This is a genomic window from Vagococcus sp. 211 (genome assembly GCF_056322705.1).
In genome coordinates this window covers 2,061,046-2,086,458 of record NZ_CM150475.1, presented here as the reverse complement: position 1 = coordinate 2,086,458, position 25,413 = coordinate 2,061,046, and the positions used below count along the sequence as shown (strand labels likewise).

25 protein-coding genes are annotated in these 25,413 nt (G+C 35.8%); 9 read left to right on the top strand and 16 right to left on the bottom strand.

What is annotated here, in order from left to right:
* Positions 1-52 precede the first annotated feature (52 nt).
* Entirely contained in the window at positions 53-1,132 is a 1,080-nt protein-coding gene (locus ACVWM0_RS09950; RefSeq protein ID WP_476472489.1) for an AI-2E family transporter, read from the top strand.
* Positions 1,133-1,154: 22 nt separating this feature from the next.
* On the opposite strand, the gene ACVWM0_RS09945 is transcribed toward ACVWM0_RS09950, so the two are convergent.
* From ACVWM0_RS09945 to yfmF, 6 genes are all read right to left on the bottom strand, one after another.
* Entirely contained in the window at positions 1,155-1,688 is a 534-nt protein-coding gene (locus ACVWM0_RS09945) for an HdeD family acid-resistance protein (protein ID WP_476472488.1), read from the bottom strand.
* 114 nt (positions 1,689-1,802) lie between these two features.
* Positions 1,803-2,381, bottom strand: coding sequence for a CDP-diacylglycerol--glycerol-3-phosphate 3-phosphatidyltransferase (pgsA, locus tag ACVWM0_RS09940; protein WP_476472487.1), 579 nt, complete (start codon positions 2,379-2,381; stop codon positions 1,803-1,805).
* A gap of 14 nt (positions 2,382-2,395) precedes the next feature.
* Positions 2,396-3,340 (bottom strand): RodZ domain-containing protein, encoded by a 945-nt coding sequence (locus ACVWM0_RS09935; protein WP_476472486.1) that lies wholly within the window; start codon positions 3,338-3,340, stop codon positions 2,396-2,398.
* A complete protein-coding gene (gene ymfI / locus ACVWM0_RS09930; RefSeq protein WP_476472485.1) occupies positions 3,328-4,053 on the bottom strand; it encodes an elongation factor P 5-aminopentanone reductase in 726 nt (241 codons plus the stop codon). The genes ACVWM0_RS09935 and ymfI overlap by 13 nt, the downstream gene beginning before the upstream one ends.
* A 6-nt stretch (positions 4,054-4,059) precedes the next feature.
* On the bottom strand, positions 4,060-5,358 hold the full coding sequence (yfmH, locus tag ACVWM0_RS09925) for an EF-P 5-aminopentanol modification-associated protein YfmH (RefSeq protein WP_476472484.1): 1,299 nt from the start codon (positions 5,356-5,358) through the stop codon (positions 4,060-4,062).
* Positions 5,358-6,620 carry an EF-P 5-aminopentanol modification-associated protein YfmF gene (gene yfmF / locus ACVWM0_RS09920; protein ID WP_476472483.1) on the bottom strand — a complete coding sequence of 421 codons (1,263 nt, stop codon included), beginning with the start codon at positions 6,618-6,620 and terminating at the stop codon, positions 5,358-5,360. The genes yfmH and yfmF overlap by 1 nt, the downstream gene beginning before the upstream one ends.
* A 262-nt stretch (positions 6,621-6,882) precedes the next feature.
* On the opposite strand from yfmF, the gene mscL reads away from it, so the two are divergent.
* The gene (mscL, locus tag ACVWM0_RS09915; protein ID WP_476472482.1) at positions 6,883-7,320 is read left to right on the top strand and encodes a large conductance mechanosensitive channel protein MscL; all 438 of its coding nucleotides are present in this window, start codon (positions 6,883-6,885) and stop codon (positions 7,318-7,320) included.
* Positions 7,321-7,371: 51 nt separating this feature from the next.
* Here mscL and ACVWM0_RS09910 read toward each other — a convergent pair whose 3' ends face one another.
* The 6 genes from ACVWM0_RS09910 to ispE form a co-directional block, all read right to left on the bottom strand.
* Positions 7,372-8,340 carry a ribose-phosphate diphosphokinase gene (locus ACVWM0_RS09910; protein WP_476472481.1) on the bottom strand — a complete coding sequence of 323 codons (969 nt, stop codon included), beginning with the start codon at positions 8,338-8,340 and terminating at the stop codon, positions 7,372-7,374.
* A gap of 111 nt (positions 8,341-8,451) precedes the next feature.
* Positions 8,452-9,825: a bifunctional UDP-N-acetylglucosamine diphosphorylase/glucosamine-1-phosphate N-acetyltransferase GlmU gene (glmU, locus tag ACVWM0_RS09905; RefSeq protein WP_476472480.1), complete on the bottom strand. Its 1,374-nt coding sequence runs from the start codon at positions 9,823-9,825 to the stop codon at positions 8,452-8,454.
* Positions 9,826-9,912: 87 nt separating this feature from the next.
* A complete protein-coding gene (gene purR, locus ACVWM0_RS09900) occupies positions 9,913-10,737 on the bottom strand; it encodes a pur operon repressor (RefSeq protein ID WP_476472479.1) in 825 nt (274 codons plus the stop codon).
* A gap of 118 nt (positions 10,738-10,855) precedes the next feature.
* Entirely contained in the window at positions 10,856-11,677 is an 822-nt protein-coding gene (locus ACVWM0_RS09895) for a metal ABC transporter permease (RefSeq protein WP_476472478.1), read from the bottom strand.
* Positions 11,650-12,330 (bottom strand): metal ABC transporter ATP-binding protein, encoded by a 681-nt coding sequence (locus ACVWM0_RS09890; protein ID WP_476472477.1) that lies wholly within the window; start codon positions 12,328-12,330, stop codon positions 11,650-11,652. Before ACVWM0_RS09890 ends, ACVWM0_RS09895 begins: the two co-directional genes overlap by 28 nt.
* 125 nt (positions 12,331-12,455) lie before the next feature.
* Complete coding sequence (ispE, locus tag ACVWM0_RS09885) at positions 12,456-13,313, bottom strand: 4-(cytidine 5'-diphospho)-2-C-methyl-D-erythritol kinase (protein ID WP_476472476.1); 858 nt, start codon at positions 13,311-13,313, stop codon at positions 12,456-12,458.
* 394 nt (positions 13,314-13,707) lie between these two features.
* Between ispE and ACVWM0_RS09880 the strand changes: the two genes are divergently transcribed.
* The 7 genes from ACVWM0_RS09880 (at position 13,708) to ACVWM0_RS09850 (ending at position 21,545) form a co-directional block, all read left to right on the top strand.
* A complete protein-coding gene (locus ACVWM0_RS09880) occupies positions 13,708-14,325 on the top strand; it encodes a hypothetical protein (RefSeq protein ID WP_476472475.1) in 618 nt (205 codons plus the stop codon).
* Positions 14,326-14,352: 27 nt separating this feature from the next.
* Positions 14,353-15,447, top strand: coding sequence for a WxLIP family cell surface protein (locus ACVWM0_RS09875; protein ID WP_476472474.1), 1,095 nt, complete (start codon positions 14,353-14,355; stop codon positions 15,445-15,447).
* Positions 15,448-15,474: 27 nt separating this feature from the next.
* A complete protein-coding gene (locus ACVWM0_RS09870) occupies positions 15,475-15,822 on the top strand; it encodes a hypothetical protein (RefSeq protein ID WP_476472473.1) in 348 nt (115 codons plus the stop codon).
* Positions 15,823-15,826: 4 nt separating this feature from the next.
* Positions 15,827-16,060 carry a hypothetical protein gene (locus ACVWM0_RS09865; protein ID WP_476472472.1) on the top strand — a complete coding sequence of 78 codons (234 nt, stop codon included), beginning with the start codon at positions 15,827-15,829 and terminating at the stop codon, positions 16,058-16,060.
* Between the two features lie 98 nt (positions 16,061-16,158).
* The gene (locus ACVWM0_RS09860) at positions 16,159-16,917 is read left to right on the top strand and encodes a WxL domain-containing protein (RefSeq protein ID WP_476472471.1); all 759 of its coding nucleotides are present in this window, start codon (positions 16,159-16,161) and stop codon (positions 16,915-16,917) included.
* Between the two features lie 147 nt (positions 16,918-17,064).
* Positions 17,065-18,114 (top strand): WxLIP family cell surface protein, encoded by a 1,050-nt coding sequence (locus ACVWM0_RS09855; RefSeq protein WP_476472470.1) that lies wholly within the window; start codon positions 17,065-17,067, stop codon positions 18,112-18,114.
* A gap of 26 nt (positions 18,115-18,140) precedes the next feature.
* Entirely contained in the window at positions 18,141-21,545 is a 3,405-nt protein-coding gene (locus ACVWM0_RS09850; RefSeq protein WP_476472469.1) for a hypothetical protein, read from the top strand.
* Positions 21,546-21,586: 41 nt separating this feature from the next.
* Here ACVWM0_RS09850 and ACVWM0_RS09845 read toward each other — a convergent pair whose 3' ends face one another.
* From ACVWM0_RS09845 to ACVWM0_RS09830, 4 genes are read right to left on the bottom strand one after another with little or no spacing between them, the layout of a single operon-like run.
* The gene (locus tag ACVWM0_RS09845; RefSeq protein ID WP_476472468.1) at positions 21,587-22,660 is read right to left on the bottom strand and encodes an ABC transporter substrate-binding protein; all 1,074 of its coding nucleotides are present in this window, start codon (positions 22,658-22,660) and stop codon (positions 21,587-21,589) included.
* Between the two features lie 12 nt (positions 22,661-22,672).
* Positions 22,673-23,494 carry an ABC transporter permease gene (locus ACVWM0_RS09840; RefSeq protein ID WP_476472467.1) on the bottom strand — a complete coding sequence of 274 codons (822 nt, stop codon included), beginning with the start codon at positions 23,492-23,494 and terminating at the stop codon, positions 22,673-22,675.
* On the bottom strand, positions 23,491-24,303 hold the full coding sequence (locus tag ACVWM0_RS09835; protein WP_476472466.1) for an ABC transporter permease: 813 nt from the start codon (positions 24,301-24,303) through the stop codon (positions 23,491-23,493). The genes ACVWM0_RS09840 and ACVWM0_RS09835 overlap by 4 nt, the downstream gene beginning before the upstream one ends.
* Before the next feature lie 13 nt (positions 24,304-24,316).
* Positions 24,317-25,402 carry an ABC transporter ATP-binding protein gene (locus ACVWM0_RS09830; protein ID WP_476472465.1) on the bottom strand — a complete coding sequence of 362 codons (1,086 nt, stop codon included), beginning with the start codon at positions 25,400-25,402 and terminating at the stop codon, positions 24,317-24,319.
* Positions 25,403-25,413: the final 11 nt, after the last annotated feature.

Here is a 25,413-nt window from a genome sequence, read left to right as displayed (position 1 = left end):
TTTAGGTGTTTTTAGAGTAGAATAACAATAGATTTATATTGAATTTGGGGTGATGAGTGTGGTTGATTTATGGCATCGTGTTATTAAGAATGATTCTTTAAGAAGAGCGTGTGTTTTGCTGATATTATGTGCATTCTTATATGTGACACGAAATATATTAAGTTTGGTGTTATTAACGTTTATCTTTACGTATTTAATTTTAAGAGGAGTTAATGGGATTCATCGTGTAACCAAAGTACCTAAGAAATTAATCGTGATTGTGGTTTATCTGATTATTGTAATTTTTGCATACTTTTCAATCACCGTTTATGTACCAAAATTATTCAATCAAACGATTCAAATGATTGAGGAAGTGTTCTCGTTCTATCAAAAGATGAACAGCGATAACCGATTGTTTGAATGGATATCAGAGAATGTTGGTTTCCAAGAAATTAAACAACAGTTAACGACGGGAGCGAAAGTCATCTTTAATACCATTACAAGCATTGGTTCTATGGGACTAACACTCGTGTTATCTTTTCTACTAAGTTTCTTTTTCATTATCGAAATTGACTGGGTGACGGAGTTTGGTAAGGCTTTTCAAAGAAGTAAGATTGGTTGTTTTAGCCAAGATGTGGCCTATTTAGGTAAAAAGTTTGTTAACACATTTGGTGTGGTAATTGAAGCACAATTCATTATTGCTTTGATTAACACAAGCTTGACAACGATCGGCTTATATTTCTTAAAATTCCCACAAGATCAGCTGTTTAGTTTGGCATTAATGATCTTTATTTTAAGTTTAATTCCAGTAGCGGGAGTGATTATTTCATGTGTTCCGTTGAGTTTAATTGCTTATACTAATGGAGGAATTCAAGACGTTATTTATATCCTGGTTATGATTACTATTATTCATGCCATAGAGTCTTATTTCCTAAATCCTAAATTAATGAGCAGTAAAACAGATTTACCTGTGTTTTATGTGTTCATTGTGTTGATGTTCTCAGAGAAGTTTTTTGGTATTTGGGGACTAGTGATTGGTATTCCAGTGTTTGTTTTCTTACTTGATTTACTAGAAGTAACAACCAACCATAAAAAACCTGTCATACCTGCATTAACGACGATTGCAACAACAAAAGAGGAGATTGACACTTAGTCAATCTCCTCTTTTTGTTTCATTAGTCATTTAATTGTTTTAGTTTAATAAAGGCAACCAATTCTGAGATACCTGCTACAATCATGGTGAAGCCTAGGAATCGGAACAAGAGAAGTTGTGTTGCAAAAGGTTTAAATAAGATGACCAATCCAGCAATAATAAGAATAGATCCAAATAGAAACATTGGCAACCAACTAACGTTGACGTATTTATTTCTTAAATTTAATGCCTGGGTTGCTCGAGTCGTACCACCAATGATTATTGCAAATCCTAAAAAGATAGAGAAAATGCTTGCGATGGGTTTAGCGAATAATAACAGGACGATCGCGAAAAGAAAATAGAACACAACGAGAGGCATTTGCATGCCGTTGCTGGTTTTGTTTTTTAAAGCGCCCACTAGGTTAACTAGGCCTAATAAGAAGTTATAACCAACAAGTAGATAGACTAAGACATCAAAAGACTTGTTTGGCATTAAGAATAAGGCGATTCCTAATAGTACAAAGGCAATACTTCGAATAATCGCATACCGATGCATGGTTTTGAATAAAGAGTTCATATTAACTCACTCCTACTTTTATTTTATTTGTAATTACATTCTATATAAAAAAGCTCTATTTTACAAAAATAACGACGAAAAAAAGAAAAAAACTAAGGGAGTTGTCCCTTAGTTTTACATAGATCCTTTAAAAACATCTTTATTTTTAGCAAAGTAGTCTATACCTGAGTAAATGGTGAAAATTAAACAGATATATAACATTATTTGATCGACTGGTAAAGAAATAGCACTAAATGGAACGTTGTTTAAAAGAAGTAAAATAATTGCGACCATTTGTGTGGCTGTTTTGATTTTACCAGGCCATGCAGCAGCCATAACCTCACCGCCTTCAACTAATAATAGACGTAGTCCTGTAACTGCTAACTCACGGCACATGATAATTGCCACAATCCAAGATGCGGCTTTTCCTTGTTCGACTAAAACAACGAAAGCGGTCATAACTAACATCTTATCAGCTAAAGGATCAGCAAATTTTCCGAAATTAGTTACTAAATTGTGCTTACGAGCGATTTTTCCGTCTAGCCAGTCCGTAATACTCGCGACAGCGAAAATGACGGCAGCGACCAACTGAGTGACCTCTAAGGAGGTGTTAGCAACAGACAAGGTGCCCCAATTAAAAGGGACAAGAGCAACAATCATAAATAATGGAATCATAAAGATACGAATGACTGTTAGTTTATTAGGTAAATTCATGGATAGATTCTCCTTTAATTTTGTGAGCTTGCCGCATCAGAAGAGGTTTCTTTTGATGTGACCGCAATCACTTTTTTCCCGGTGACAGGATTCTGCTTATTGAAGTCTATTTTAACACCTGACACAGAAATTTCAAGGTTGTTCGCGGCACCAACGACAATATCGAAATTAGTCATGCCTTCTGGTAGTTCTGAATCTAAGGATTCGCCTGGTTGTAAGGTGTACTGATAAAATATTTTTCCGCTTTGGTGTTCTTGAAGTCCAATCCAAGCAGGACCATCTAGCCCTTTGAAGTTAAGTGTAACCGGTGCAGGCATATCGCTTGCTTCATACGTGACAAGCTCGCCCAAGTCTTCTTGTAGCGTAAGGGTAGTTTTTTTCTCTTTGGGTTTTTCTTCTTTTTCTTTTGCTGAACTATCACTTGCTTCTTCTTTAAGAGAATCTGTTGTTTCGGTCTTAGTGTCGCCCTTATCTGTGACAAAGGTTGTCTTGTCAGGTTTTGGAACGATAGGACCTTGTTCAGCATCCTTAACAAGAGCAAAGGTAATAGTGGTGACAATTAAGACGACCATCAGTAACAATAAAAAGACTGGAATATAAGAACGGAGTGTCTCCCTTTTACTAGCGGGTTGATTGTGTTTCTCACGTCGACTTCCTCTAACAGGAATGACAGGTGTTAGAGCATTCGTTTCTTCTGAAGGTGGACCATCTAACCGTCTAAGTAGAGGTCTAGGGTTAAGTCCAACAGCTTCAGAATACTGTCTAATAAAGGTGCGTGCATAGTAATCACTAGGCATAGCATCTAAATCATTTTGTTCAATTGCTTCTAAGTATCGACGTTGAATCTTCGTTATCTTCTGTAAATCACCGATTGTTAAGCCACGTTGTAGACGTGCTTCTTTTAATATTTCTCCAATCGTATCCAAATTTTCGCCCTTCTTTCTAACTAAATCTTCCATCCACCACTTACTGGAATGACTGTCCCGGTAATGTAGCGTGCATCTTTGCTAATAAGATAGCTTACGAGGCTTGCAATTTCTTCTGGTTGGGCCATTCGATGTAAGGGGATATCAGATAATAACTCGTTTTTTTCTTCTGTGGACCAATCTAGGTTCATTTGAGTCTCTACAGCACCAGGTGCGACGGCATTCACTGTTAGTTGAAGTGAAGCGACCTCTTGAGCGTAGGCTTTAACAAAAGCTAGTTGACCACCTTTAATAGTACTATACATAACTTCCATAGCACTGCCAATCAGTCCGTAGACTGAGCTGATAAAGACAATAGAACTAAATGAGTTCTGTGTCAAGGTTGATTGGAGTGCTTGGCATAGCATGATAGGTAATTTCAATTGGCTACACCAAAGATCGTCTATTTCTGACGGAGTGGTATCAGTGATTAATTTATACGTAGTGTGCCCGTGAGCAAAAACAATTCCCTCAAGTTGAAAGAGCTGCTCTTGTATGATAGAAAGACTATCTATCTGGCGTAGATCGCATTGAATGGGTAAAAAATCTTGTTTTGGGTAAGCCAAGGTTAATTCCTCTATCAGCGCATCCATTCTTGTTTGATTACTAAAATAGTGGCAGTAGAGAGAGTATCCCTTTGCTGCGAGATCTCGCGCACAGGCAGCACCGATATCCCCACTGGCTCCCGTAACTAAAATAAAAGCCATATACGATTAGCCCCTTTGTTTTGGATAAATATAAAAACGACTCAAGGCTTCTGGTCTAATAAAGGTATCTCTTGCATGGATAATATCTTTTAATTGGATACTATCAATGACTTTAGACAAATCAAAGAGTGTGGTGTCATCAAATGTCATGCCACTGTATTGATTCGCAATATACTCTAATGAATCAAGAGATTGTAGGTGTTTTCCTAACATTTTTTTCTTGGCCAGATTGAGACTGGTTTCGTTAATATCATCGTTTTCTTTTGCTTTTAGTAGTAAGTTAATAATCTGGTTCGCAAATTGTTTTGGTTCATCAGTATCCACACTAAAGTCAGCGAAATAAAAACTACGATCTAAAGAAAATTCAAATGAGAATGAGTCATCAATAATGCCTTCATCATACATTGCTAAGTAATTTTTAGATGTGACACCAAATAGTAATTGTAATAACAATTGAATACTTGTTTGATACGTTAGTAATTCTAAACCACTTTTTGGTAAATCTCCTAAACCTTTCAGCCCAACAATCGCTTTTGGTCGGTGAACAGCGAGTTCGATGTGACTTTCAGGCACAATATCTGTAGAGGATTCAACAGGCACACGACGTTTAACCGGTACGGCTGTTGGGAACTCTTTTTGCCTTTGATTGTCGCGAATAAAAGCCATCATTTCTTCTGGGTCCATTTTACCAACTACAAACAAGTTCATGTTACTTGGGTGATAAAAAGTATTGTAACAAGTGTACAGATCATCGGCTGTAATATGTGAAATACTTTCTTCTGTCCCCGCAATATCAATGTGCAAGGGATGTTTCGGGTATAAATTATTTAAAATCCCGAAAAATAAGCGCCAATTAGGGTCATCTTGGTACATTTGAATTTCTTGACCGATAATCCCTTTTTCTTTGTTGACAGATTCCTCTGTAAAATAAGGGTCTTGGACAAAATCGATAAGGGTCCCCAAGTTCTCATAGATACTATTGGTACTTGAGAAAAGGTAGCTTGTACGTGTGAAGCTAGTAAAAGCATTTGAAGCCGCACCTTGACGACCAAATTTTTGGAAAACATCTTCGTCTTCTTTTTCGAATAATTTGTGTTCTAAAAAATGAGCAATGCCGTCAGGAACTTTAGTAAAGTCCTCTTGCCCAATTGGAACGAATTCGTTATCAATCGATCCATAATCAGTGGTAAATAGCCCGTAAGTTTTTTGGAAATCTTCTTTTGGTAATAAAGTGACTTCTAAACCATTGGGTAATATTTCCTTATAAAGAGTTTCGTTAACTGAAGGATAATAGCGTTCTTCCATTAGTGTTTTTCTCCTTCCAAGAAGTAAACAGCCTGGAGCTGTAATTTTTTTGCAACTAATTGTACGTCTTCTAGAGACACAGCATCAATTTTAGTTAAGACCTCGTCTTGAGGTATATCGGAACGAGGAACTTTAACACGTAAAAAAGCATTATCTAATAAATAACGTTGGCTGTCTTGAGACAGTAAATATTGATTTTTTAGCATGATTTTTGTCTGTTCTAATTCTTCCTCAGCTACATTGCCTCGTGCGATCTGTTTTAATTGTTCATTAACGAGACGTAAGACTTTCTCTCTGTTTTGTCCATCAATCCCAGTCTGAACGGTTAAAAGTCCTCTGAAGGGATCTGTGGAGCTGCTGGCGTAATAGGCTAAACTATGTTTTTCCCGTACATTTAAAAAGAGTTTAGAATGTGGGAAGCCACCGAACAAGCCATTAAATACAAGAAGAGGGAAGTGTAGGTCATCGTAGTAATAAATGTCCGTATGGTAAGCAATGTTTAGTTTGGATTGGACCACAGGTTGCACTTCTGTTTTCTGCTTAATAATGTTATTAGTGTCTTGGTAGTAGAACATATCTGTTGCGGCTACCTCTCTGTCTGAGAAGCCAAAATCTTTAAAGACACGTTGGACATACCCTTCAGCCACATTACCAATTACTAAGATATCCACTTGATCCTCTTGAATCATCTGAGTGTAGTAATCAGCTAGGGATTGAGCCGTTTCTTTCTTGATGGTCTCAATATCACCAAAACTTGGTGTGCGTTGGTGTTGGTCATCAAAATACAATTGTTGTAGAGAAAGAGAGGCAAGGGCTTGTTTGTCATCGAAGATTGATTCAATGTAGGCCACTAAATTGTCTTGTTCTCTTGTGAAGGTTTCTTGTTCAAAGACGCCATCTTTCATGTTAGGGTGGAAGAGAATATCTTTTAAGAAAGCAACACTAGGCTCTAAAACAGAAGTCCCGCTAGGCACTAATGTGTCATTAATAATATTAAGAGACACGGTTAAATTATGATGATTCCCGTTTCGTCCCACATAAATGCCAAAAGAGGCCCCGTAAAGGTCCGCTAATTTTTTACTTAATTCCGTTTGGTTCGGGTAATTTAAACTATTGGTTTCGAGGACACTAGCAAGTAGTGAACGTTGACTACTTTTTTGAGTGGTCACAGGGGTTGAGAAATTAATTAATACACGAACTGTTTTATATTTTTCAGTGGGTAGTATATGTAAATTCACGTTTTTATTTAATTGAAAAGTCATTCGTTATAACTTCCTTTCTTTGACAAATTATCTCATCTTGTCAAATGCAGATATACACTTAACAGTACCAAAAAAACAGGTGATATGATAGGAAAATACTTAAATTTAATAAAAGGTTAGAAAAAAGTAATCTCCTATTTATGTATAACTTGTTTACAATATCATATCATATATTACAATATGATTACGTAAATGCCAAACAAAATTTTTTGCTTTTTTCAGGAAGTTATATATAATCTTATTTAGAAGTGGAGGAGAGAAAATGTTAAAGGAATTTAAAGAGTTTATTTCAAGAGGTAGTGTACTAGACTTAGCAGTCGGTGTGATTATTGGGGGAGCGTTTACGTCAATTGTTACAGCATTCGTTGATGGGTTGATTACGCCACTTATTGGATTAGTTATCAAACTATTGACAAACAAACAAGATTTAGAAGAAGCTGCAAAAGGGATGGTCTTTACCGTTAAGGGGATTGATTTTAACTATGGTTCCGTGATTACAGCTATTATTACTTTCTTAATTACAGCCTTTGTCTTATTCATGATTATCAAAGCCGTTAATAAAGCCAACGATATCGTGAAACGTGAAGAAGCAATTGAAGAAGCTGAAGAACCAACAATTACTTCTGAAGATTTATTAGCAGAAATCAGAGATTTATTAAAAGCAGAAGCAGCACAAACAGAAACAGAAGACAAAAAATAATGATTAAAAAAAGAGCTCGTAAGGTTTATGCCTTACGGGCCCTTTTTTTATCTAGCGTCTAACTTCAAAAAGTGGACTCACTGGTTTGTTTTCATGGATACGTTTGATAGCATCTCCCATTAACTCGCCAACACTGACTGTTTCAATTTTATCTGATTTTTTATCTTCAGGTAAAAGAATAGAATCTGTAATGATTAATTTTTCAATAGAAGAATTATCAATACGGTCAATGGCAGGTCCAGATAAAACAGGGTGAGTACAACAAGCAACCACTTCTGTTGCGCCTTTTTCTTTTAAGGCTTCTGCAGCTAAAGTAATAGTACCAGCTGTATCAATCATGTCATCGATTAGGACACATTTTTTCCCTTTTACTTCACCAATAATGTTCATCACTTCAGCAACGTTTGCTTTTGGACGACGTTTATCGATAATGGCGATAGGTGATTTCAAGCTTTCAGCTAATTTACGTGCACGAGTTACGCCGCCGTGATCTGGAGAGACTACGACAACATCATCGCCTTCATAGCCGTTCTCTTTAAAGTATTCAGCGAGTAACGGTGCGGCCATTAAATGGTCAACCGGGATATCAAAGAATCCTTGGATTTGAGAAGCATGTAGGTCTAGCGTTAGGATACGAGTTGCTCCAGCTGTTTCCAACATGTTTGCGACTAATTTAGCTGTAATTGGCTCACGAGAGCGTGCTTTACGGTCTTGACGAGCGTAACCATAGTATGGCATAACAACGTTAATTGTTTGAGCGCTTGCGCGTTTTAGAGCATCAATCATAATAAGTAATTCTAGTAAATGATCGTTAACAGGGTTACTTGTTGATTGAATTAAATACACGTGACCACCACGGATACTTTGTTCAATGTTGATTTGAATTTCACCATCACTGAATTTACGTACTTCCGATTTACCTAGTTCCACACCAACAGAATCAGCGATTTTTTGTGCCAATGGTTTGTTAGAGTTTAATGAAAAAATTTTTAGTCTTGGATCAAAATAATGATTAGACATGAGGACCTCCACTTTCTTGTTTTAACTGAGATTATACTTCCTTATAAATATTAGTCATTTTTACCGAATAAATCAAGTGATTTACAGGGTTTTATTCGTTATACGAGGGTATTACTTGTTATAAGGCATCTTTTTTGAGTAATCCGCCATGTTTGTTTGTCGTGCACGAGCAATTCCTAAGGCATCTTTTGGCACATTTTGGTTAATGGTAGAACCAGCAGCTGTTGCGCTATTTTCTTCTAAAGTGACAGGAGCGACTAAAATTGTCCCGCTTCCAATAAAGACATGGTCTCCTACTGAGATATGATGTTTATTTTTGCCATCGTAATTAGCAAAGACTGTTCCACAACCAACATTGATCTCTTTTCCAAGTGTCGCATCACCAACGTATGTCAAATGACCGACTTTAGATTGTACCCCAACTGTCGCATTTTTAATTTCTACAAAGTTCCCAACGTGGGCATGTTCTTTTAAAACGGCGTTTGGTCTAAGGTTAGCAAAAGGTCCTACGTCTGCGTTATCAGAAATAGTGGCTGTATCGATGCGTGATTGTTTAATAATGACGTTATGACCAAGGATACTGTTAGAGAGATGTGAGTGGGAACCAATCACACAATTATCCCCAATGGTTGTTTGTCCTTTAATCATGACACCGGGTTCAACCAGGGTATCTTTCCCAATAACAACATCACTTTCGATATACGTTGATTCAGGGTCAATGAAGGTCACGCCATTACGCATGTGTTTATCATTGATACGAGCATGCATTAACTTATTAGCAACAGACAATGCGACACGATCATTCACACCCATAGATTCTTCCTCAGAGTCCATAACAAAAGCCGTCACGATGTCTCCGGCTTCTTTCAGGATACTAATAACGTCTGGTAGATAGTATTCGCCTTGAGCATTATCATTACCAACTTGGCGTAAAGCAGTGAATAAAGCTTTGTTATCAAAGCAATAAGTACCTGTATTAAATTCTGTAATCATTAATTCTGCTTCACTGGCGTCTTTGTGTTCCACAATTTTTTCAACCAAACTCAAGTCATCACGAACAATGCGTCCATAACCCGTTGCATCTTGTGCTACGGCTGAAAGAATCGTTGCTTTAGCGTGTGTTTCTTCGTGGTGTTTGATTAGTTGTTTGAGTGTTTCTTCTCGAAGAAGAGGGGTGTCACCACAAATAACTAAAGTTGTTCCTTCTTTGTCTTCTAAAATATCTGATGCGGCTAAGACAGCATGACCTGTTCCTAGTTGTTCCTCTTGTAACGCATAATGTGAACGAGTTCCTAATTCTTCTTTAACCTTTTCGGCACCAAATCCTACAATAGTAATGATGTCTGTCATGTCTAATGTTTCAACTTGCTCTAACACATGTTCGACCATTGGTTTACCTGCGACAGGATGAAGGACTTTGTAAAGAGATGATTTCATACGAGACCCTTGACCTGCAGCTAATATAATAGCGTAACGATTTTTCACTTGTGTACACTCCTTAAAGATATCTTTTCATTGCTTTATTCTAACAAAAAAAGAGCTTTAATAGCAAGCTCTTTAAAATACCTCTTTTTAATTGATGTGATCAAAGTAAGTACCAGGTACAACGTTGATTGTTTTGGTTTTAGTGTCGACATCCTTCACGCATAATAAAGAAGTATAGTCATCAATAACACGTTTTCCACTGAAACTTGATTCAGCAAACACAGTAATACCAACAAGTTCTGATTCAAATTCTTCGATTAAGGCTTTCATACCGTTTACAGTACCTCCACCTTTCATAAAATCATCCACCACTAGGACACGGGAACCTCGTTTTAGACTGCGTTTTGATAATTCCATTTTTTCGATACGTTCTGAGGAACCAGATACATAGTTCACACTAACAGTTGATCCCTCTGTGATTTTTGAGTCACGACGAACAATGACAAAAGGAACGTTTAAGTAGTAAGCCACCGCTTGAGCGATAGGCACCCCTTTTGTTGCGACGGTCATAATAGCATCGACTTTTTTATCAGCGTATTGCGAGGCAATGATTTGACCAACTTGTTTTAGTAACTGAGGGTCGCCTAGTAAGTCTGATAAGTAAACATAGCCACCAGGTAGAAGTCTGTCCTGTTCGGATAAACGGTTGCATAGATCATTAATCATATGTTCAGCAGCATCGTTAGGGACACGAGGTGTAAAAATCACACCGCCAGCAGCACCAGCGACTGTTTCTAATGTACCGAACCCGCGGTCTTTGAAAGTTTTCTTTAAAATCGTTAAGTCTTCACTAATAGAAGATTTGGCAGACGCGTATTTTTTAACAAAATAGGTCAAGGGAGTAAGGGTATGAGGATGATTAAGAATGTACTCAGTCATATCGATTAATCGTTCGCTTCTTTTGATTTTCATGGTTAAAACTCCTCTATTGATTTAAGTAATAATAACCATTATAAAGGGTTGTTATCAAAAAAACAAAACATTTTGAAGAAAACATTAAAAACGTTCGTAAATAAAAACAAAGAGGAGGTTAAACCCTTCTCTTTGTTCTCTTTTTCATGTATTCAAATAGATTCACTAAAATAAATAACCCAATAAAAATTAAAGTAATGGTTGCCCCAGGAGGAGCGTCAAGTTGGTAAGACCCAATCAAACCAGAAATCATACCAATAAAACCAACGATGACGCTGATAATAATGACAGAATTGAATGTTTTGCCTAATTTCATGGAAATAATACCTGGCAAAATCATAATAGCAGAAACTAAAAGCGCTCCTGCAATAGGAATCATCACAGTAATAGCCACTCCTGTAATAACGTTAAATAAAGTAGACAAGAGTGTGACAGGCAAACCGTCTACATGAGCTGTCTCTTCATCAAAGGTTAATACGTACATGGGACGTTTCAATAAGATGAATAAAATAACTATAGCAACCATCAATATACCCAGTATTTTGACCTGCATCCAATTAATGGTGACAATAGAACCAAATAAATATTGCTGAATGTTCATAGAGGATTGTCCTTTGTTTAAGTTCATTAAGACGAGAGCCGTTGCCAGTCCCCCAGACATTAGGATAGCTGTAGAGACTTCTGAATAGGAAGCGTATAACTTTCTAATATATTCTAGAACAAGAGCAGATAAAATAACAACGATCAAAGTCGTAAGTGTTGGATTAATGTTTAAGTAAAAACCTAGGGCAATCCCAGCAAGTGATACGTGGGATAAGGTATCTGCTAGTAAAGATTGTCTACGTAAGACAAGGAAGACACCTAGTAGAGGGGCAATGACTGCCATAAAAGAGGCGGCAATCAAGGCTCTAATCATGAACTCATATGAAAACATCGCCATTCTGTGTTCTCCTTTCTGACTAACTGAATGTGTCGGTCCATGTATTCTTTAATATCTTCGTGATCATGAGTGATCATCAAAATTGCTTTGTTGTGTGCGTGGCAACTGTGACGTAATAACTCATAAAATTCTCGACGGGAGTTCTCGTCCATTCCTGTTGTCGGCTCATCTAAGATAAATAAATCAGGATCTGAAGCAAAGATACGAGCTAAACAGATGCGTTGTTTTTGACCGCCTGAGAGTTCTCCTACTCGTTTGTCCCGCATGTCCCACATGCCTACTGATTCTAATGCTTTTTTGACATGATCGTGATCTGCTTTGGATAACCGTTTAAACCATTTGCCACGTTGATATCGTCCTGATTGGACAAGTTCTGTGACGGTACTTGGGTAACCAGCATTAAACGAGGCGATTTGTTGCGGACTATACCCAATTTTTAGTGGCTCTCCTTCTATATTAGTAGGAGAAATAGTGACCTGTCCTTTGGCTGGTTGGAGTAAGCCTAGGGTATTTTTTATTAGAGTGGACTTCGCAGCTCCGTTTTCTCCTGTTAAAATGACAAACTCGCCTGGTTTCACAGTGTAAGAGATGTCTTGTAAGACAGGCTCATCCCCGTAATAAAAAGTTAAGTCGTTGACTTCTATGTAATTCAAGTTCGTCCCTTCTTTCTTTTTTAAATCGTAAAGGTTACGTTTTAGACAAAGAATAGAATAGCATGGTGGGAAGGATAATGCAAGAGATACAGTTGCGGACAAAATAAAAAAAGTGGCAAGCCACTTTATTGATTCAATGTTCTAACGACATAGACCTCATCGCAAAAACCTTTTAAAGAGTTTGCTACATGAACCGCTCTAGAATGCTTACGGCACAAAGCGAATACTGTAGGGCCACTACCACTCATGACCGCCGCGTCAGCACCAAAATGCAACATTTTGTCCTTAATGGTTTTGACGATAGGGAATTTCTTCATGGTATGTGATTCAAGAGAATTTCCTAAATGTCGGATCATTTCGTCGTAATTTTGTTGATTAATGGCTCTCTCTAATGATTTAATATCTGGATGATAGACATCACCCACGTCTAATTTTGAAAAAACACGGGGAGTCGAGACACTAATCTTTGGTTTGACTAGAACGACCCAACATTGAGGGATAGGATGTGCTAATGGTTGAACGTTTTCACCGATTCCTGTGACAAGAGCTGTTTTTCCATGGATACAGTAAGGGACGTCTGTTCCAACAGGAATGGATAACTGTGCCATTTCTTCCATATCAGCTCCTAAGTTAAAGAGGCGATTAATTCCTCTAAAGGTGGCAGCGGCATCACTACTGCCACCGCCAAGACCAGCGGCTACAGGGATATGTTTATTGAGATGAACATGAATGCCTTGAGTAAAACCATATCTCTTTTTCATGATTTCGATAGTCTGATAGATATTATTTTTACGGTCTACAGGTAAGAAGCCACTATTTGTTTCAATAATAATCTCTTGTGAGTCTAGAGTGTTGAATATAAGGCGGTCGGATAGATCCACACTGGCCATGATCATTTCTAGTTCATGGTAACCATCGGAACGTTTATGGAGAACATCTAAACCTAGATTGATTTTGGCGGGAGCTTTTTCGATAATTTCCATGATATCCCTCCTTTCAGCTAAGAAGTACTTTTCATTTATTATACATGAAAGTCTGATTATTTTGAATAAATAAATGAAGAGGCTAAAAGGAGTGTGATTCTATGTTTTGGGTGAGTATTGTGAAGGTGTTACCTCTTTGGAAATAACAAAAGTAACATATGTTAAATATACAAGCTTGTTCTTTGCCTTCATTTTGTCTATTAGTCAATAATATCTTCTTAAAAAAAACATAAAATAGTATAAATATGGCTCAATATTAAGATTAAAAGAATAAAATAAGAAGAAAAGATGTTGAAAATATTTTAAAAAGATGATAAGGTTGTTTTATAGAAAAATAGTACATAAAAATGACGTTAATAAAACAGAGATAGATGTTAGGGGTGTTAAATCAATAATGATAAAAAGATTAAAAACAGGAAAACAATATATTTTTATAGAAGGATTGTTCCTTTTATGTTGGTCAGCATTTGCTTATAGTTTCTTATCAGTATATAGGGACGCTAGTGATTTTGTTACAGAAAATGCTAAAATCGAGATTCAATTATTAGAAATGTTCAATTATAGAGGGAAAGAATTAATGGTAGTTATCATTTTATTTTTTATTATTGCCACTTTAAACATATTATTAATTGTTACTCTGAGATTTGAAGAAAGAGGAAAACAACAATCAAAGATGAGCATACACGTAAAAGGACTATGCGTGACAACGCTCATTCTTATCAGCCTTTTTATAGTTAATAAATTGTGGATGATAATGCTATTAGTGACGGTGTTCTCCTTTGTTATAAATTACATTATTTATTCAGTAGTTGATAATATTATCACTTATGAAGACCAAGATTTATTTGAGAATAGAGGCCCATTTAAGAATGAAAAGGAAGCAATTAGTTACGCAGAAGAAGTACTCAGAAAGAAATCTGACTACTTTAAAAAAAGGCAATTTAATCTTCTATATATGATTCATAATTTAGATAATCAATATTTTATAGAGATGTATATTGAAAAAAATTAAAAATATAGTTAGGAGAATATAGAATTAATGCAAAAGAAAGTCAGATATATCATAATGACATTGCTCTTTGTTATAGGATTAGTCTCTATAGAAAATACAGTTGAAGCCAATGATGAAGGTTTAGGTTTTTCGGTCAATCATTTGCCAAGCTCGAAGCAGATAGATCCAGAAAGTGGTTTTTACTATTTAAAAACGGAACCAGGTATACCCCAAACGGTTGAGGTTGTCGTTGCAAGTACAAAAAAAGAACCGGTAGAAGTAAGAATTGAAGCCTTAAATGCCTTTTCTGGTAGTAATGGTTCTATGTATTACAATGTATCAGATGAAAAAGATGACAAATTAACTGTGGACCCGACGTTAAAATACCCCTTTGAGACATTAGTAACTGGTCCCGAGTCAGTCACTGTTGAGAATTTTGAAAAGAAAACAGTAGAGATTACTTTAACCCCTCCCAAAGAAAATTATGATGGAGTTATTATGGGTGCTTTATTTTTCTCTATTGGAGGTGGAGTGGAAGGCTCACCTGTAGGGGTATCTCAGGGCTATGAAATAGGAACTGTTTTATCAGAAAGTGGCGAAGAGTTCACTAATGGTACCAAATTAAATCTGATATCAGTAAAGCCTGGATTAGTAAGGTCACAACGAATGGTGTTAGCTAATATTCAAAACCCTGACTCTAAAGTACTTCAAAACGTTGATATGGTTGCAACAATTAAAGAAAAAAAATCAGGGAAGATAATTAAAGAAAACGACTATAAAGGATATTCATTAGCGCCAAATAGTAATACAAATTTGGAGTTCCAATGGGGATTAGCTCAGCTCCCTACTGGAAGTTTTACGTTTGAATTAAAAGGTCATAATGATTTTGAAGAATGGTTTTTTACAGAAGATTTTAATATATCAAGTAAAGAGGCAAATGAAATAAATAGCAGTAGTGCTTTTGAAATAGTCACGCCAAGATGGATAAAACTATTTGCTGTTGCAAATGGAATAATTGTAGTCATACAAATTAGTTACTTAGCTATTCGACGTAAGTCTATGGAGAAAGCATGGAGAAAAGAACAGATTGATAGAAAGAAACGACGAAAAAGAGATAGGAAAAAAGGTAGGGATAGGACGTAGGTTAGACTAATTAAGGAGATGATATTAGTGGGAAATAAAGCACACGGTAATCTACGTGTCTGGTTGGTACTATTGGGATGCTTAGTTGTACTGACTATTGTTAATTTCAGTAATGTTGCAGAAGCCACAAATAGTAATCAAACTGATATTGGAGTCCAATTTAAGGATGAAGCGGAGGTTATTCCTCCAGTCAATCTACCAGGGAATATTTATGAACCACCAGTTAAACCTAGTATACGACCTTCTCTACTGCCTAAAACAGGGGAGTTAATTTCATCTTTTATTGTCGTGCTTCTAGGTATTTCAGTATTGATTATTACATTGGGAATCAGTTACTTAAGGAGAATATATATTTTTGAAAGGTTGGTGATGTAATAAGATGAAAAATTATTTATGGGTTTTTATAATAGGAGCGATAGCATTCATATCACTATTTTTCTTTATTGTTAGTTTTTCAAGAGATTTATTTTTGGTAAAAAAATTGAAGAAAAAGAAACAGGTTCTAAGTATTAATTTTTTACTTTTAGTGGGATCAGTTGTAGATGTTAGTTTAATTATCTATCTTTTTATCATGGTAAAAAATCAAATAGATGCATTGAGCTATGCCAATTAAAGGGTTAGGTGATTACTTACTTAAACATAAATAACTTCTAACAATAACTCTCTCCAGTTTATCTGCAAAAATCTAAAAAAAAAGGAGGATATTTAAAAATGAAGAAAACAATTATTTTTTCAACACTAACAGCAACGATGTTATTAGCGGCAGGGACTACGGCTTTTGCAGATGATGTGAAAACACAACCGGTTGAATCATCAAGAAATACTAAAGCAAGTATTAGCTTTATTTCAGACAGTGAGACAACACCACCTGAAACAGGTTTACCAGGAAACTTACGATTTCTAGGTACTCCAAATTTAGCTTGGGATTTTGGTAAAGATTTAACAGTACCGACTAATGGTACTGCTATCTATGATCGCGATAAAAAAGGTGCTACAGGTAAACAATTTATTGCTGTTTCAGATGATAGATTAGAAGGTTCTCAAAACGAACCAGATGGTTGGCATGTAACAGCCCAACTTGGTGCATTGAAAGATGGAGAAGATGAATTAACTGCAAACATTTTATATAAAGTTGTTGATTTGGCTGAAATTGAAATTGATAGAACAATTGTTGATAACGACTATGTTATTCCAGATTTATCAAAAGCAGGTGCAGATGTCATTAAGTCACAAACAGAAGCTGTAGCAGGACTTACGTTAGGAACTGCTGTAGATAGCGTTACGAGGTTACAAGCTGGGGCTGAAGGCGCAACAATGGTAATGTCAGCAGCAAATGAAAAAAATCTACACCATAAAGCGTATGGTGTAGAAATAGATGATGTTAAATTAGAATTGATTTCTGGAGCTAAAGCAGGTAAAAGTTATAACGGTAACTTAGTTTGGAAACTGTCTAACGCACCAGTAAAATAAATTTAACACTTAATTAAAGTTAAAACAAGTAATAAAATTGCTACATAGACCTTTTGTAGATAAATTGGATGTAAAGTTATTGCTAAAAGTTATTTATGCTTAAGGATACTTAGTAAGAGTATCCTTTTTTTTATAGGTGGAGGAATTATGAAAAATAGTAAAATTATTCCCATGGTTATAGTTATTTTTATCTTTTTTTGTTACCCCTTTTTGTATATAAAAGAGGTTGAAGCAACAGATAATAAATCAGACATGTTATTTTCAGTTACCCCTGTTTTACCGAAAAATCAACAGAATAAACAGGTGTCGTATTATGATTTAAGAACAAAACCGGATCAAGAACAGACGATTGTTACACTTGTTGAAAATTATACGGATCAAGAATTACCAATTACTATTGATTATAATAATGCTAAGACTAATAGCAATAGTATTAGAGATTATACTAATAATCAATTATTAGAAGATGATGCATCTTTAAAAGTTAAGTTTAACGAAATAGTTAGTGGACCCAAAGAAGTGTTATTAAAACCTCGAGAAGTATTAGAAGTGGAAACTCAATTGCGTATGCCATCTAAAGCTTTTGATGGTGTGATTTCTGGAGGTATTCAATTTAGTCATAGCGATAGAGGACAGCCCAAGGAAACTAATAATGAGGTTATTATGGATTTAAGTTATATTGTAGGGATGACTATTAGTCAAAATGATAAAAAAATCACGCCGGAATTTGAACTTCGTACAATAAAACCTGGTTTTATTGATTATGAAAATGCATTTTTAGTATCACTTGCAAATGTTAAGCCGTTATTTATTGATGATTTGACAATAGATAGCGAGATTACAAAAAAAGGGTTAAACAATAAAGTGTACAGAAATAAGAAAAAGAATGTCCAGATGTCACCAAATTCCAAAATCGATTTTCCGGTTAGTTTACAGGGTGATGATATGGAAGATGGAGAGTATACTTCTACGGTCAGAGTAACAACTAGGGAAGGGGAAAAAAGAGTTTGGACAAAAGATTTTATCTTAACAAAAAAAGATGTTAGTTATTTTAATAAACAACAAAAGGTATTTACTGAGAAAAAAGATTTGACACAATCAATATCGATAGGGTTTATATTGATTATTTCATTGTTGGTATGTTTAGTCGTAGCAAGTGTCTATTTGGTATATAAATATTTTTTTATTAAAAAATAAGTTTTTTAAGAGGAGGTTATTTTAAAATGAAAGATATAAAAAAAATGAGAATATTTTGGACGCTTTGTTTGAGTTTATTCTCTATAACCATAAGTACGAATAGAGCAGAAGCTTGGTCACCTTTTGGCTCAGATAGAGAGGGTAGAACAGGTTTAATTTCACCTACTACAGGAGTTATTGAAGATAGCGAGGAAATTAGACGAGGATTACCACCCTACGGCTCACCAATCATCCGTTTGAACGCTATCGATAGAAATAAGTTATATTTAACAGATGGTAGGGTTAAAGACAGAAATGGGCAATATAAGCGTTGGCGAGGAGCTGAGTCGTTTCCTAGTTACTGGGAAAATTGGGAGATCAATACAAACTACGCTAATAAAAATAATGAACCCAATTATTGGGGAGAGCATGCCAGCAAGGCGTCGGGAAATAGCTCTAGTAAAAGTGAAAGTTCCGTATTAGTTTTTCCAGATGTTGGGGTTTACAATGGCCGTGTTATTCGACAGGTGGTGGACATCAACCAAGGTGTCAGAGATGGGTACTCAGGGAACCGGTTTGATATGTTAACAATACAAAGGAATGGCCGGTTGAAATTCCACCGTCGTCCTCAAGTTTGGTATCCTTATGGGAGTGATTGGTTTGAAGTACCTTATGTTTGGTATGAGTATCAAGATAACGGAGAGCAGATAAAGGATGCCTATATTTCAACTACATTAAATTATTGGGGAGCTACTAACGATTATTACGGATTAAATCCAAGGGGCCAGTATAGTCACAGGTTTAAGTGGCCACAGACATCGGTGGATAATTTTTTAATGGCTAATGATGAAGCTCATCCCTATTTGAATGCTGAATTTGAGTATTGGAACGGTTGGAATGAGATTAGGTTTAGTCCTATAAAAGGAAAAGAACAGCCGAGTAATACACCATATTATAACTTTTCTTTGTTACAAAAGTCAGAGGCTCCTTTAGACATAAGCGTGAATCCAAGATTAGCTGATAGAAGCGTGCCCGGATCTACACACGCGTCAACGACAGTTATCTATTTAAATGATCCTGAGGCTTTTTCACCATTGCCAGATGGCTATCTATCTCCGTATATTGATGAAAGGATGGAGGAGACTGATAACCATGAATCTTTAAATTATGAAGTTGATATTATACAGCCGTTGCTAGAGCTTGGTCAGAATGAGTCTTTCTATCCATTTGAAAATGACGATTATTCTGAAGCTTTTAAGTTAGAAGTTTCTTATGATTTGAAATTATCAGAAATGAGCACATCGGATTTTAGTTACTATTTAGAGGATGGTAAAGGTCATTTAACTTCCTTAAGTGATATAGGTGATGTGGATGAACTAGTAAGTATTGATTATATAGATGAAAGTACCATAAGATTTATCTTGAAGAGAGAGTTATTAATGATGCCCAACTTTTCTGAAACAAGTAAATTGGGAAACACTTTAGTGATTAAACAAAAAACACTTCTACCATGGGATGAAAAATTAATAGAAAGATATAGTCCGACTGTTGGACAAGAGGGATTCAAAATTAAAACAACGGTAGGTTATGCTTATAAAGATATTTTAGAGGTAAGGAATGTGGCTAACGTTCAAGATACATATGTTAAGTATAAGCCGAGTATTAGTACAATAAATGATAGCAAGATGTACTTTGTACAACCAAACATGACTTCTTCTGATTTAGATTATAAAGAAATGTCCAATAATTATGAAAGCTCTTATCCAGGAGATACAATCATAGTTAAACAAAGGAGCAACACGCAACGTTTTACTGAGTTGGGAAAAATATACTCGCAAGATGTGCAGTTGACTAGTGAACTATTTAAAGTGACGAGAGATGATCATGTGAACGTGCGTGTTGCAGAATCTACAAAATTTAGCTATCGATTCGAAAGAAATGATGACTTCTTTAATTTTTATGATTTTAAAGAATCAGAGGATTTAAATCAGCGATTCAGACAAATGATTATTGAAGTGCCAGAACATATAAAATTAATAGAGCCGAAAAAATCTGATGGATCAAGTATTGATGTTCCTCTTTATTGGACGCAACCGACTAATATTGGTAACAGACGTTCATATACAAAAGGAGGAATGCCGTTTACGCAGTCAGAATTAGAAAGGTATCTGAACAAACTTGAATTTGAAGTGATAGAGGACATCGACATACCGACAGAAATAAAGTTTTATTTTGGCACGCGAACAAGTAATGAGTTCGATCCAGATGACCCAAGGATAGCCGTGACTTCTGCTTATATGCCCCATAAAGTTAGAGCAAGAGGAAAGAATATCAACGGAGAAAAATTATACGAAGAGTTATTAACTGAGAACCTAATACTAGGAGAACCGATTATAAGTAACAAAGCTAATGATTATCCGGTTAAAGAAGTCAACCATTATGTCGCGCCGAAGAATGAAAAGATATATCCTGATCATAAAGCTATTAAACTACACGAGCTTTTATATGATCCAATATCATACACGATAACTTATGACCTTAATGGTGGAAAAGGAGAACCTATTAAAGAATTAAATTATTCAGCATTAGATAAGTCGATTAAATTAAGTGATGGTAAGGGTGTTTCTAATGATCGTTTCATTTTGGGTGGTTGGATAACAAAAGATGGTAAACATGCATTTAAACCCGGTCAAAAAATAGAACGGGATAACTATGTTGGTAATATGGAATTACTAGCTAATTGGAAACCTGAAACAGTAACAGCGAATGTTAAATTCTTATATAAAAAAGAAGATGAGAACAAAGTAAATCAACCTATTTTTGAAAATTTTAGAGAAGGTTCCGATAAACAAAAACGTAAAGAGGCAGTCGCGTTAGAAGCGGAAGTGAATGAGAGTATTGCAGAACTGCTGAAAAAGAATAAACTTGAACTTGAAGTGGACGGCTATGTGCTACAACCAGGATATGAGGTTGTTCACAATGGTAAAAAAATAGAAGATGATAAAATACCCATAGAAGATTTTGATATTATCTATTATTATGATTCTTTATCAGGACTCAATGTACCAAAGTCATTAGATTTTGGTGAACATCATAGTGTTAGAGAGGGTGTGAAAAATCGGTACCCTCTAAGTAAGGACTATTTAGATGAATCGATTGAAATCATTGATACTGAAGAAAATCATGAATGGAAGTTGACAGCTTATGCGTCAAAATTTGTTAATGGAAGCATCATGTTAAACTCACAATTAGTATTAGTAGATGAATCTAAGCAAAGTTATGTTATTTCCGATTATAGTCAAAATTTAATAGGAGATGATACGTTATATACTAAGATTCCACTTAAAAATTCAGACGACACAGAAGGTTTGTTCTTAGATATTTATTCTGAAATACCTAGTGATGGTGACTATACAGCAACTCTTAACTTAATACTTGAAAATACACCGTAAAAAAGAAGCAACAGTTAATAATACTTAACTGTTGCTTCTTTTTATTTGCGATACATTTTGAATTCTAAAAATCGGTTGTTATATATTTCTAAGTAATCCGTTCCCAAATCCTGATATACTTCGAGATGCTCAATGATATCATCCCTTGGATAAAATTGAGGGTCTTCGGTTATTTCTTTCGGCATTTTTTTGATAGCTTCTTTATTAGGAGAAGAATAACCAATGTATTCAGCATTTGCTGCTGCGTTGTCAGGATCTAGCATGAAATTAATAAAATCATAGGAACCTTCCGTGTTTTTGGCGGTCTTTGGTATCACAATGTTGTCAAACCAAAGATTAGAGCCTTCTTCTGGGATAACATAATGAAGGGCATCGTTATTATCAAGCATTTCTGCAGCTTCACCTGAAAAGGTGACAGCTACAGCACTTTCCTCATTAATCATATACATTTTAATTTCATCCGCTACAATGGCTTTAACGTTCTTAGATAGACCTGTGAGCTTGTTTGAAGCGATATCGAGTAAAGCGTCGTCTTTGCTGTTTAAAGAGTTCCCATCGCTGTTTAGAGCGAGTCCCATGACTTCTCTTGCGCCATCGATGAGCATCACGTTGTTTTTCAATTCAGGCCGCCATAAATCATCCCAATGATTAATGCTTCCTTCAGGGACCATTTTATCATTATAGATAATTCCTAATGTGCCCCAAAAATAGGGAATGGAGTATTGGTTTCCTGGATCAAAGTCAATGTCTAAAAAACGACTGTCTAAGTTGTCTAACCCTTTTATTTTAGAGTGATCCAACGGAATAAGTAACTCTTGTTTCATCATCTTTTGAATCATGTACTCACTGGGAATAGCGATATCGTAAGCCGTTCCACCTTGTTCGATTTTGGTTATCATGGCTTCGTTAGAGTCAAAGGTTTCATAGATGACTTTATAACCAGATTCTTTTTCGAATTTCTTTAATAGAGCAGGATCGATATAGTCCCCCCAGTTGTAGATAGTTAATACTTTAGCATTGGCATTGCCAGCTGTTTTTTCTAATCGGTAAGAACTCACACCTAATAAGATAACAATCAAAACAATCCCAATGATGAGTGAATTTAGTTTTTTCATTTGATTCGCTCCTTATGATGCTTTCTTTTTTTGTTTTCGTTTGGGCCGATTGTCTTGACTGATGAAATAATAGCCTATGACTAAAAGGAAAGAGAATAAGAAGAGTAGGGTACTCAACGCATTAATTTCTAAACTAATTCCTTGTCGTGCTCTAGAATAAATTTCAACAGATAGGGTACTAAATCCGTTACCTGTTACAAAAAAAGTCACAGCAAAGTCATCCAGTGAATAGGTAAAAGCCATAAAGTAACCGGCAATAATACCTGGTGTAATGTATGGTAAGATAATTTGGTACAAAACTTGCCAGTTATTTGCGCCTAAGTCTTTTGCCGCATCGATTAACGATTCATTCATTTCTTTGATTTTTGGTAGCACCATGAGTACCACAATAGGGATGCTGAATGCGATATGGGAAAGCAAAACAGACATAAAGCCTAATTTAAAACCAAACCAAGTACCAAGGAAAGTGAAGAATATCAAAAAGCTTGCTCCAATAATAACGTCTGGTGAGACCATAAGTATATTATTTAAGCTGAGTAGAGCGTTTCTTACGCCTCGTTCTTTTGTGTAATGAATACCCATAGCACCTAGTGTTCCAATAACTGTCGCAATTAAGGCGGACAAGAAAGCAAGTAAAAAGGTATTAAACACAATCCCAATCAAGCGTTTGTCTTCAAAGACCGCTCGGTAATTATCTAAGGTGAATCCTGTAAATGACGTCATATTACCGCCATCATTAAATGAATAAAAAATGAGATAAAAAATAGGGAGATATAGGAGTAAAAAGATGAAGACAAGGTAAAGGTTAGACCATTTTATTTTTTTCTGTGTCATTTTTTCTTCTTACCTCCTTTTTTCTTTTCTCCTGTAAAGAACATAATAATAAACATGGCAATAATTAAGATAACACCGATGGTTGACCCCATCCCCCAGTTCTGAGTGACAAGGAAATGTTGTTCAATGGCCGTACCTAATGTTATCACGCGATTACCACCGATTAACCTGGTCAGCATGAATAAGCTAAGGGATGGAATGAAAACAGCCTGGACCCCGCTTTTAACGCCATTTAAAGAAAGAGGGAAAATGACACGTCGAAAGGTTTCTAACGCATTTGCTCCCAAGTCCTTACTTGCAAACACTAAAGAGGGATTAATTTCTTCTAAGGCATTAAAGATAGGGATAACCATAAAAGGAATTTCGATATAGGTTGCAACAAAAATGAAACTAAAGTCAGTAAACAAAATCTGCCTAGACCCAATTCCCATCATGTCTAAAAAGGTATTGATAGACCCATGGGCACTAAAAATCCCGATAAAAGCATAGGCTTTTAAGAGTAAGTTGATCCACGTAGGTAAAATAATCATCATGAGCCACAATTGCTTGTGTTTTGTTTGGACTAAAAAGTAAGCCACTGGGTAGCTAATAATTAAAGTGAACAGTGTGATTAATCCTGCGTAGAACACGGAATTGAAAGTCATTTTTAAATACGTACTACTGGTTAAATACTGCTGGTAGTTTGCCAAAGTTAATTGCCCGTTAACATCAAATAAAGACTGATAAAAAATAAGTAAAACAGGCATAATAACAAACAATAAAATCCATAAAAAATAAGGAACCGCATAGATTTTTCGATTAGTGGTCATAACAATCCTCCTTCTAATCCTCGTAGCTTTCTAAACGAGCGTCAAATTCTTCTTCTGACTCGCCAAAACGCATAACGTGCATATCCTCAGGTTCAAAGTAAAGGCCAACTTCTTGTCCTACTTGAGGACGCTTAGTGGAGTGAATCATCCATTTGTTGCCTTCTTTGTCTAAACAAAAAATTTCATAATGAACCCCTCTAAAAAGAACAGTATCAACCGTTGCTTTTAATTTACCTTCTGAAACAGGGACGATAGTCATATCTTCTGGTCGGATGATAATTTCAACAGGTTCATTTTTTCTCATTCCACTGTCCACACATTCGAATTCATGTCCCACTAATTGAACTAAGTTATCTCGTAACATAATGGCCTTAATGATATTACTTTCACCAATGAAATCTGCTACAAAACGATTAATAGGCTCATCGTAGATATCAGTAGGTGACCCACTTTGCTCAATGTTCCCATTATTTAAAACGAAAATTTCGTCACTCATAGCCAAGGCTTCTTCCTGATCGTGGGTAACGAAAATAAAGGTAATACCTAAGCGTTTTTGAAGTTCACGTAACTCAGATTGCATCGCCGTTCTTAGTTTTAAGTCAAGGGCTGATAGGGGCTCATCTAGAAGTAAAATCTCTGGTTCGTTCACCAAAGCACGGGCGATAGCCACTCTTTGACGTTGCCCCCCAGACATTTCACTAATTTGACGTTCTTCAAACCCAGATAGTTGAACCATGCGCAAAGCATTTTTTACTTTGGTACCAATGTCTTCTTTTGGTGTCTTCTTAATTTTTAAACCGAAGGCCACATTATCAAACACGTTCATATGTGGAAATAAGGCGTAATCTTGGAAGACCGTATTGACCTTACGTTTATTGGCTGGAATTTTATTAATGAGTTTGTCCTTAAAATAGATGTTTCCTGTTGTTGGTTCTGAAAAACCAGCAATAAGTCGTAAAATCGTTGTTTTACCACAGCCAGAAGGGCCGAGTAATGTATAAAATTTTCCTTGTTCTATGTCAAAACTGACATTCTTTAATACCACGTTGTCATCGAATTCTTTGACAACATTTTCAAAACGAATGATTGCGTTTCCCATGTTTCCACCTC

Bases quoted from the DNA above. Each gene is read 5' to 3' on its own strand.
- ACVWM0_RS09950 (WP_476472489.1), top strand. From the start codon at position 53: ATGAGTGTGGTTGATTTATGGCATCGTGTTATTAAGAATGATTCTTTA.
- ACVWM0_RS09945 (WP_476472488.1), bottom strand. From the start codon at position 1,688: ATGAACTCTTTATTCAAAACCATGCATCGGTATGCGATTATTCGAAGT.
- pgsA (WP_476472487.1), bottom strand. From the start codon at position 2,381: ATGAATTTACCTAATAAACTAACAGTCATTCGTATCTTTATGATTCCA.
- ACVWM0_RS09935 (WP_476472486.1), bottom strand. From the start codon at position 3,340: ATGGAAGATTTAGTTAGAAAGAAGGGCGAAAATTTGGATACGATTGGA.
- ymfI (WP_476472485.1), bottom strand. From the start codon at position 4,053: ATGGCTTTTATTTTAGTTACGGGAGCCAGTGGGGATATCGGTGCTGCC.
- yfmH (WP_476472484.1), bottom strand. From the start codon at position 5,358: ATGGAAGAACGCTATTATCCTTCAGTTAACGAAACTCTTTATAAGGAA.
- yfmF (WP_476472483.1), bottom strand. From the start codon at position 6,620: ATGACTTTTCAATTAAATAAAAACGTGAATTTACATATACTACCCACT.
- mscL (WP_476472482.1), top strand. From the start codon at position 6,883: ATGTTAAAGGAATTTAAAGAGTTTATTTCAAGAGGTAGTGTACTAGAC.
- ACVWM0_RS09910 (WP_476472481.1), bottom strand. From the start codon at position 8,340: ATGTCTAATCATTATTTTGATCCAAGACTAAAAATTTTTTCATTAAAC.
- purR (WP_476472479.1), bottom strand. From the start codon at position 10,737: ATGAAAATCAAAAGAAGCGAACGATTAATCGATATGACTGAGTACATT.
- ACVWM0_RS09895 (WP_476472478.1), bottom strand. From the start codon at position 11,677: ATGGCGATGTTTTCATATGAGTTCATGATTAGAGCCTTGATTGCCGCC.
- ispE (WP_476472476.1), bottom strand. From the start codon at position 13,313: ATGGAAATTATCGAAAAAGCTCCCGCCAAAATCAATCTAGGTTTAGAT.
- ACVWM0_RS09880 (WP_476472475.1), top strand. From the start codon at position 13,708: ATGATAAAAAGATTAAAAACAGGAAAACAATATATTTTTATAGAAGGA.
- ACVWM0_RS09875 (WP_476472474.1), top strand. From the start codon at position 14,353: ATGCAAAAGAAAGTCAGATATATCATAATGACATTGCTCTTTGTTATA.
- ACVWM0_RS09865 (WP_476472472.1), top strand. From the start codon at position 15,827: ATGAAAAATTATTTATGGGTTTTTATAATAGGAGCGATAGCATTCATA.
- ACVWM0_RS09860 (WP_476472471.1), top strand. From the start codon at position 16,159: ATGAAGAAAACAATTATTTTTTCAACACTAACAGCAACGATGTTATTA.
- ACVWM0_RS09855 (WP_476472470.1), top strand. From the start codon at position 17,065: ATGAAAAATAGTAAAATTATTCCCATGGTTATAGTTATTTTTATCTTT.
- ACVWM0_RS09850 (WP_476472469.1), top strand. From the start codon at position 18,141: ATGAAAGATATAAAAAAAATGAGAATATTTTGGACGCTTTGTTTGAGT.
- ACVWM0_RS09845 (WP_476472468.1), bottom strand. From the start codon at position 22,660: ATGAAAAAACTAAATTCACTCATCATTGGGATTGTTTTGATTGTTATC.
- ACVWM0_RS09840 (WP_476472467.1), bottom strand. From the start codon at position 23,494: ATGACACAGAAAAAAATAAAATGGTCTAACCTTTACCTTGTCTTCATC.
- ACVWM0_RS09835 (WP_476472466.1), bottom strand. From the start codon at position 24,303: ATGACCACTAATCGAAAAATCTATGCGGTTCCTTATTTTTTATGGATT.
- ACVWM0_RS09830 (WP_476472465.1), bottom strand. From the start codon at position 25,402: ATGGGAAACGCAATCATTCGTTTTGAAAATGTTGTCAAAGAATTCGAT.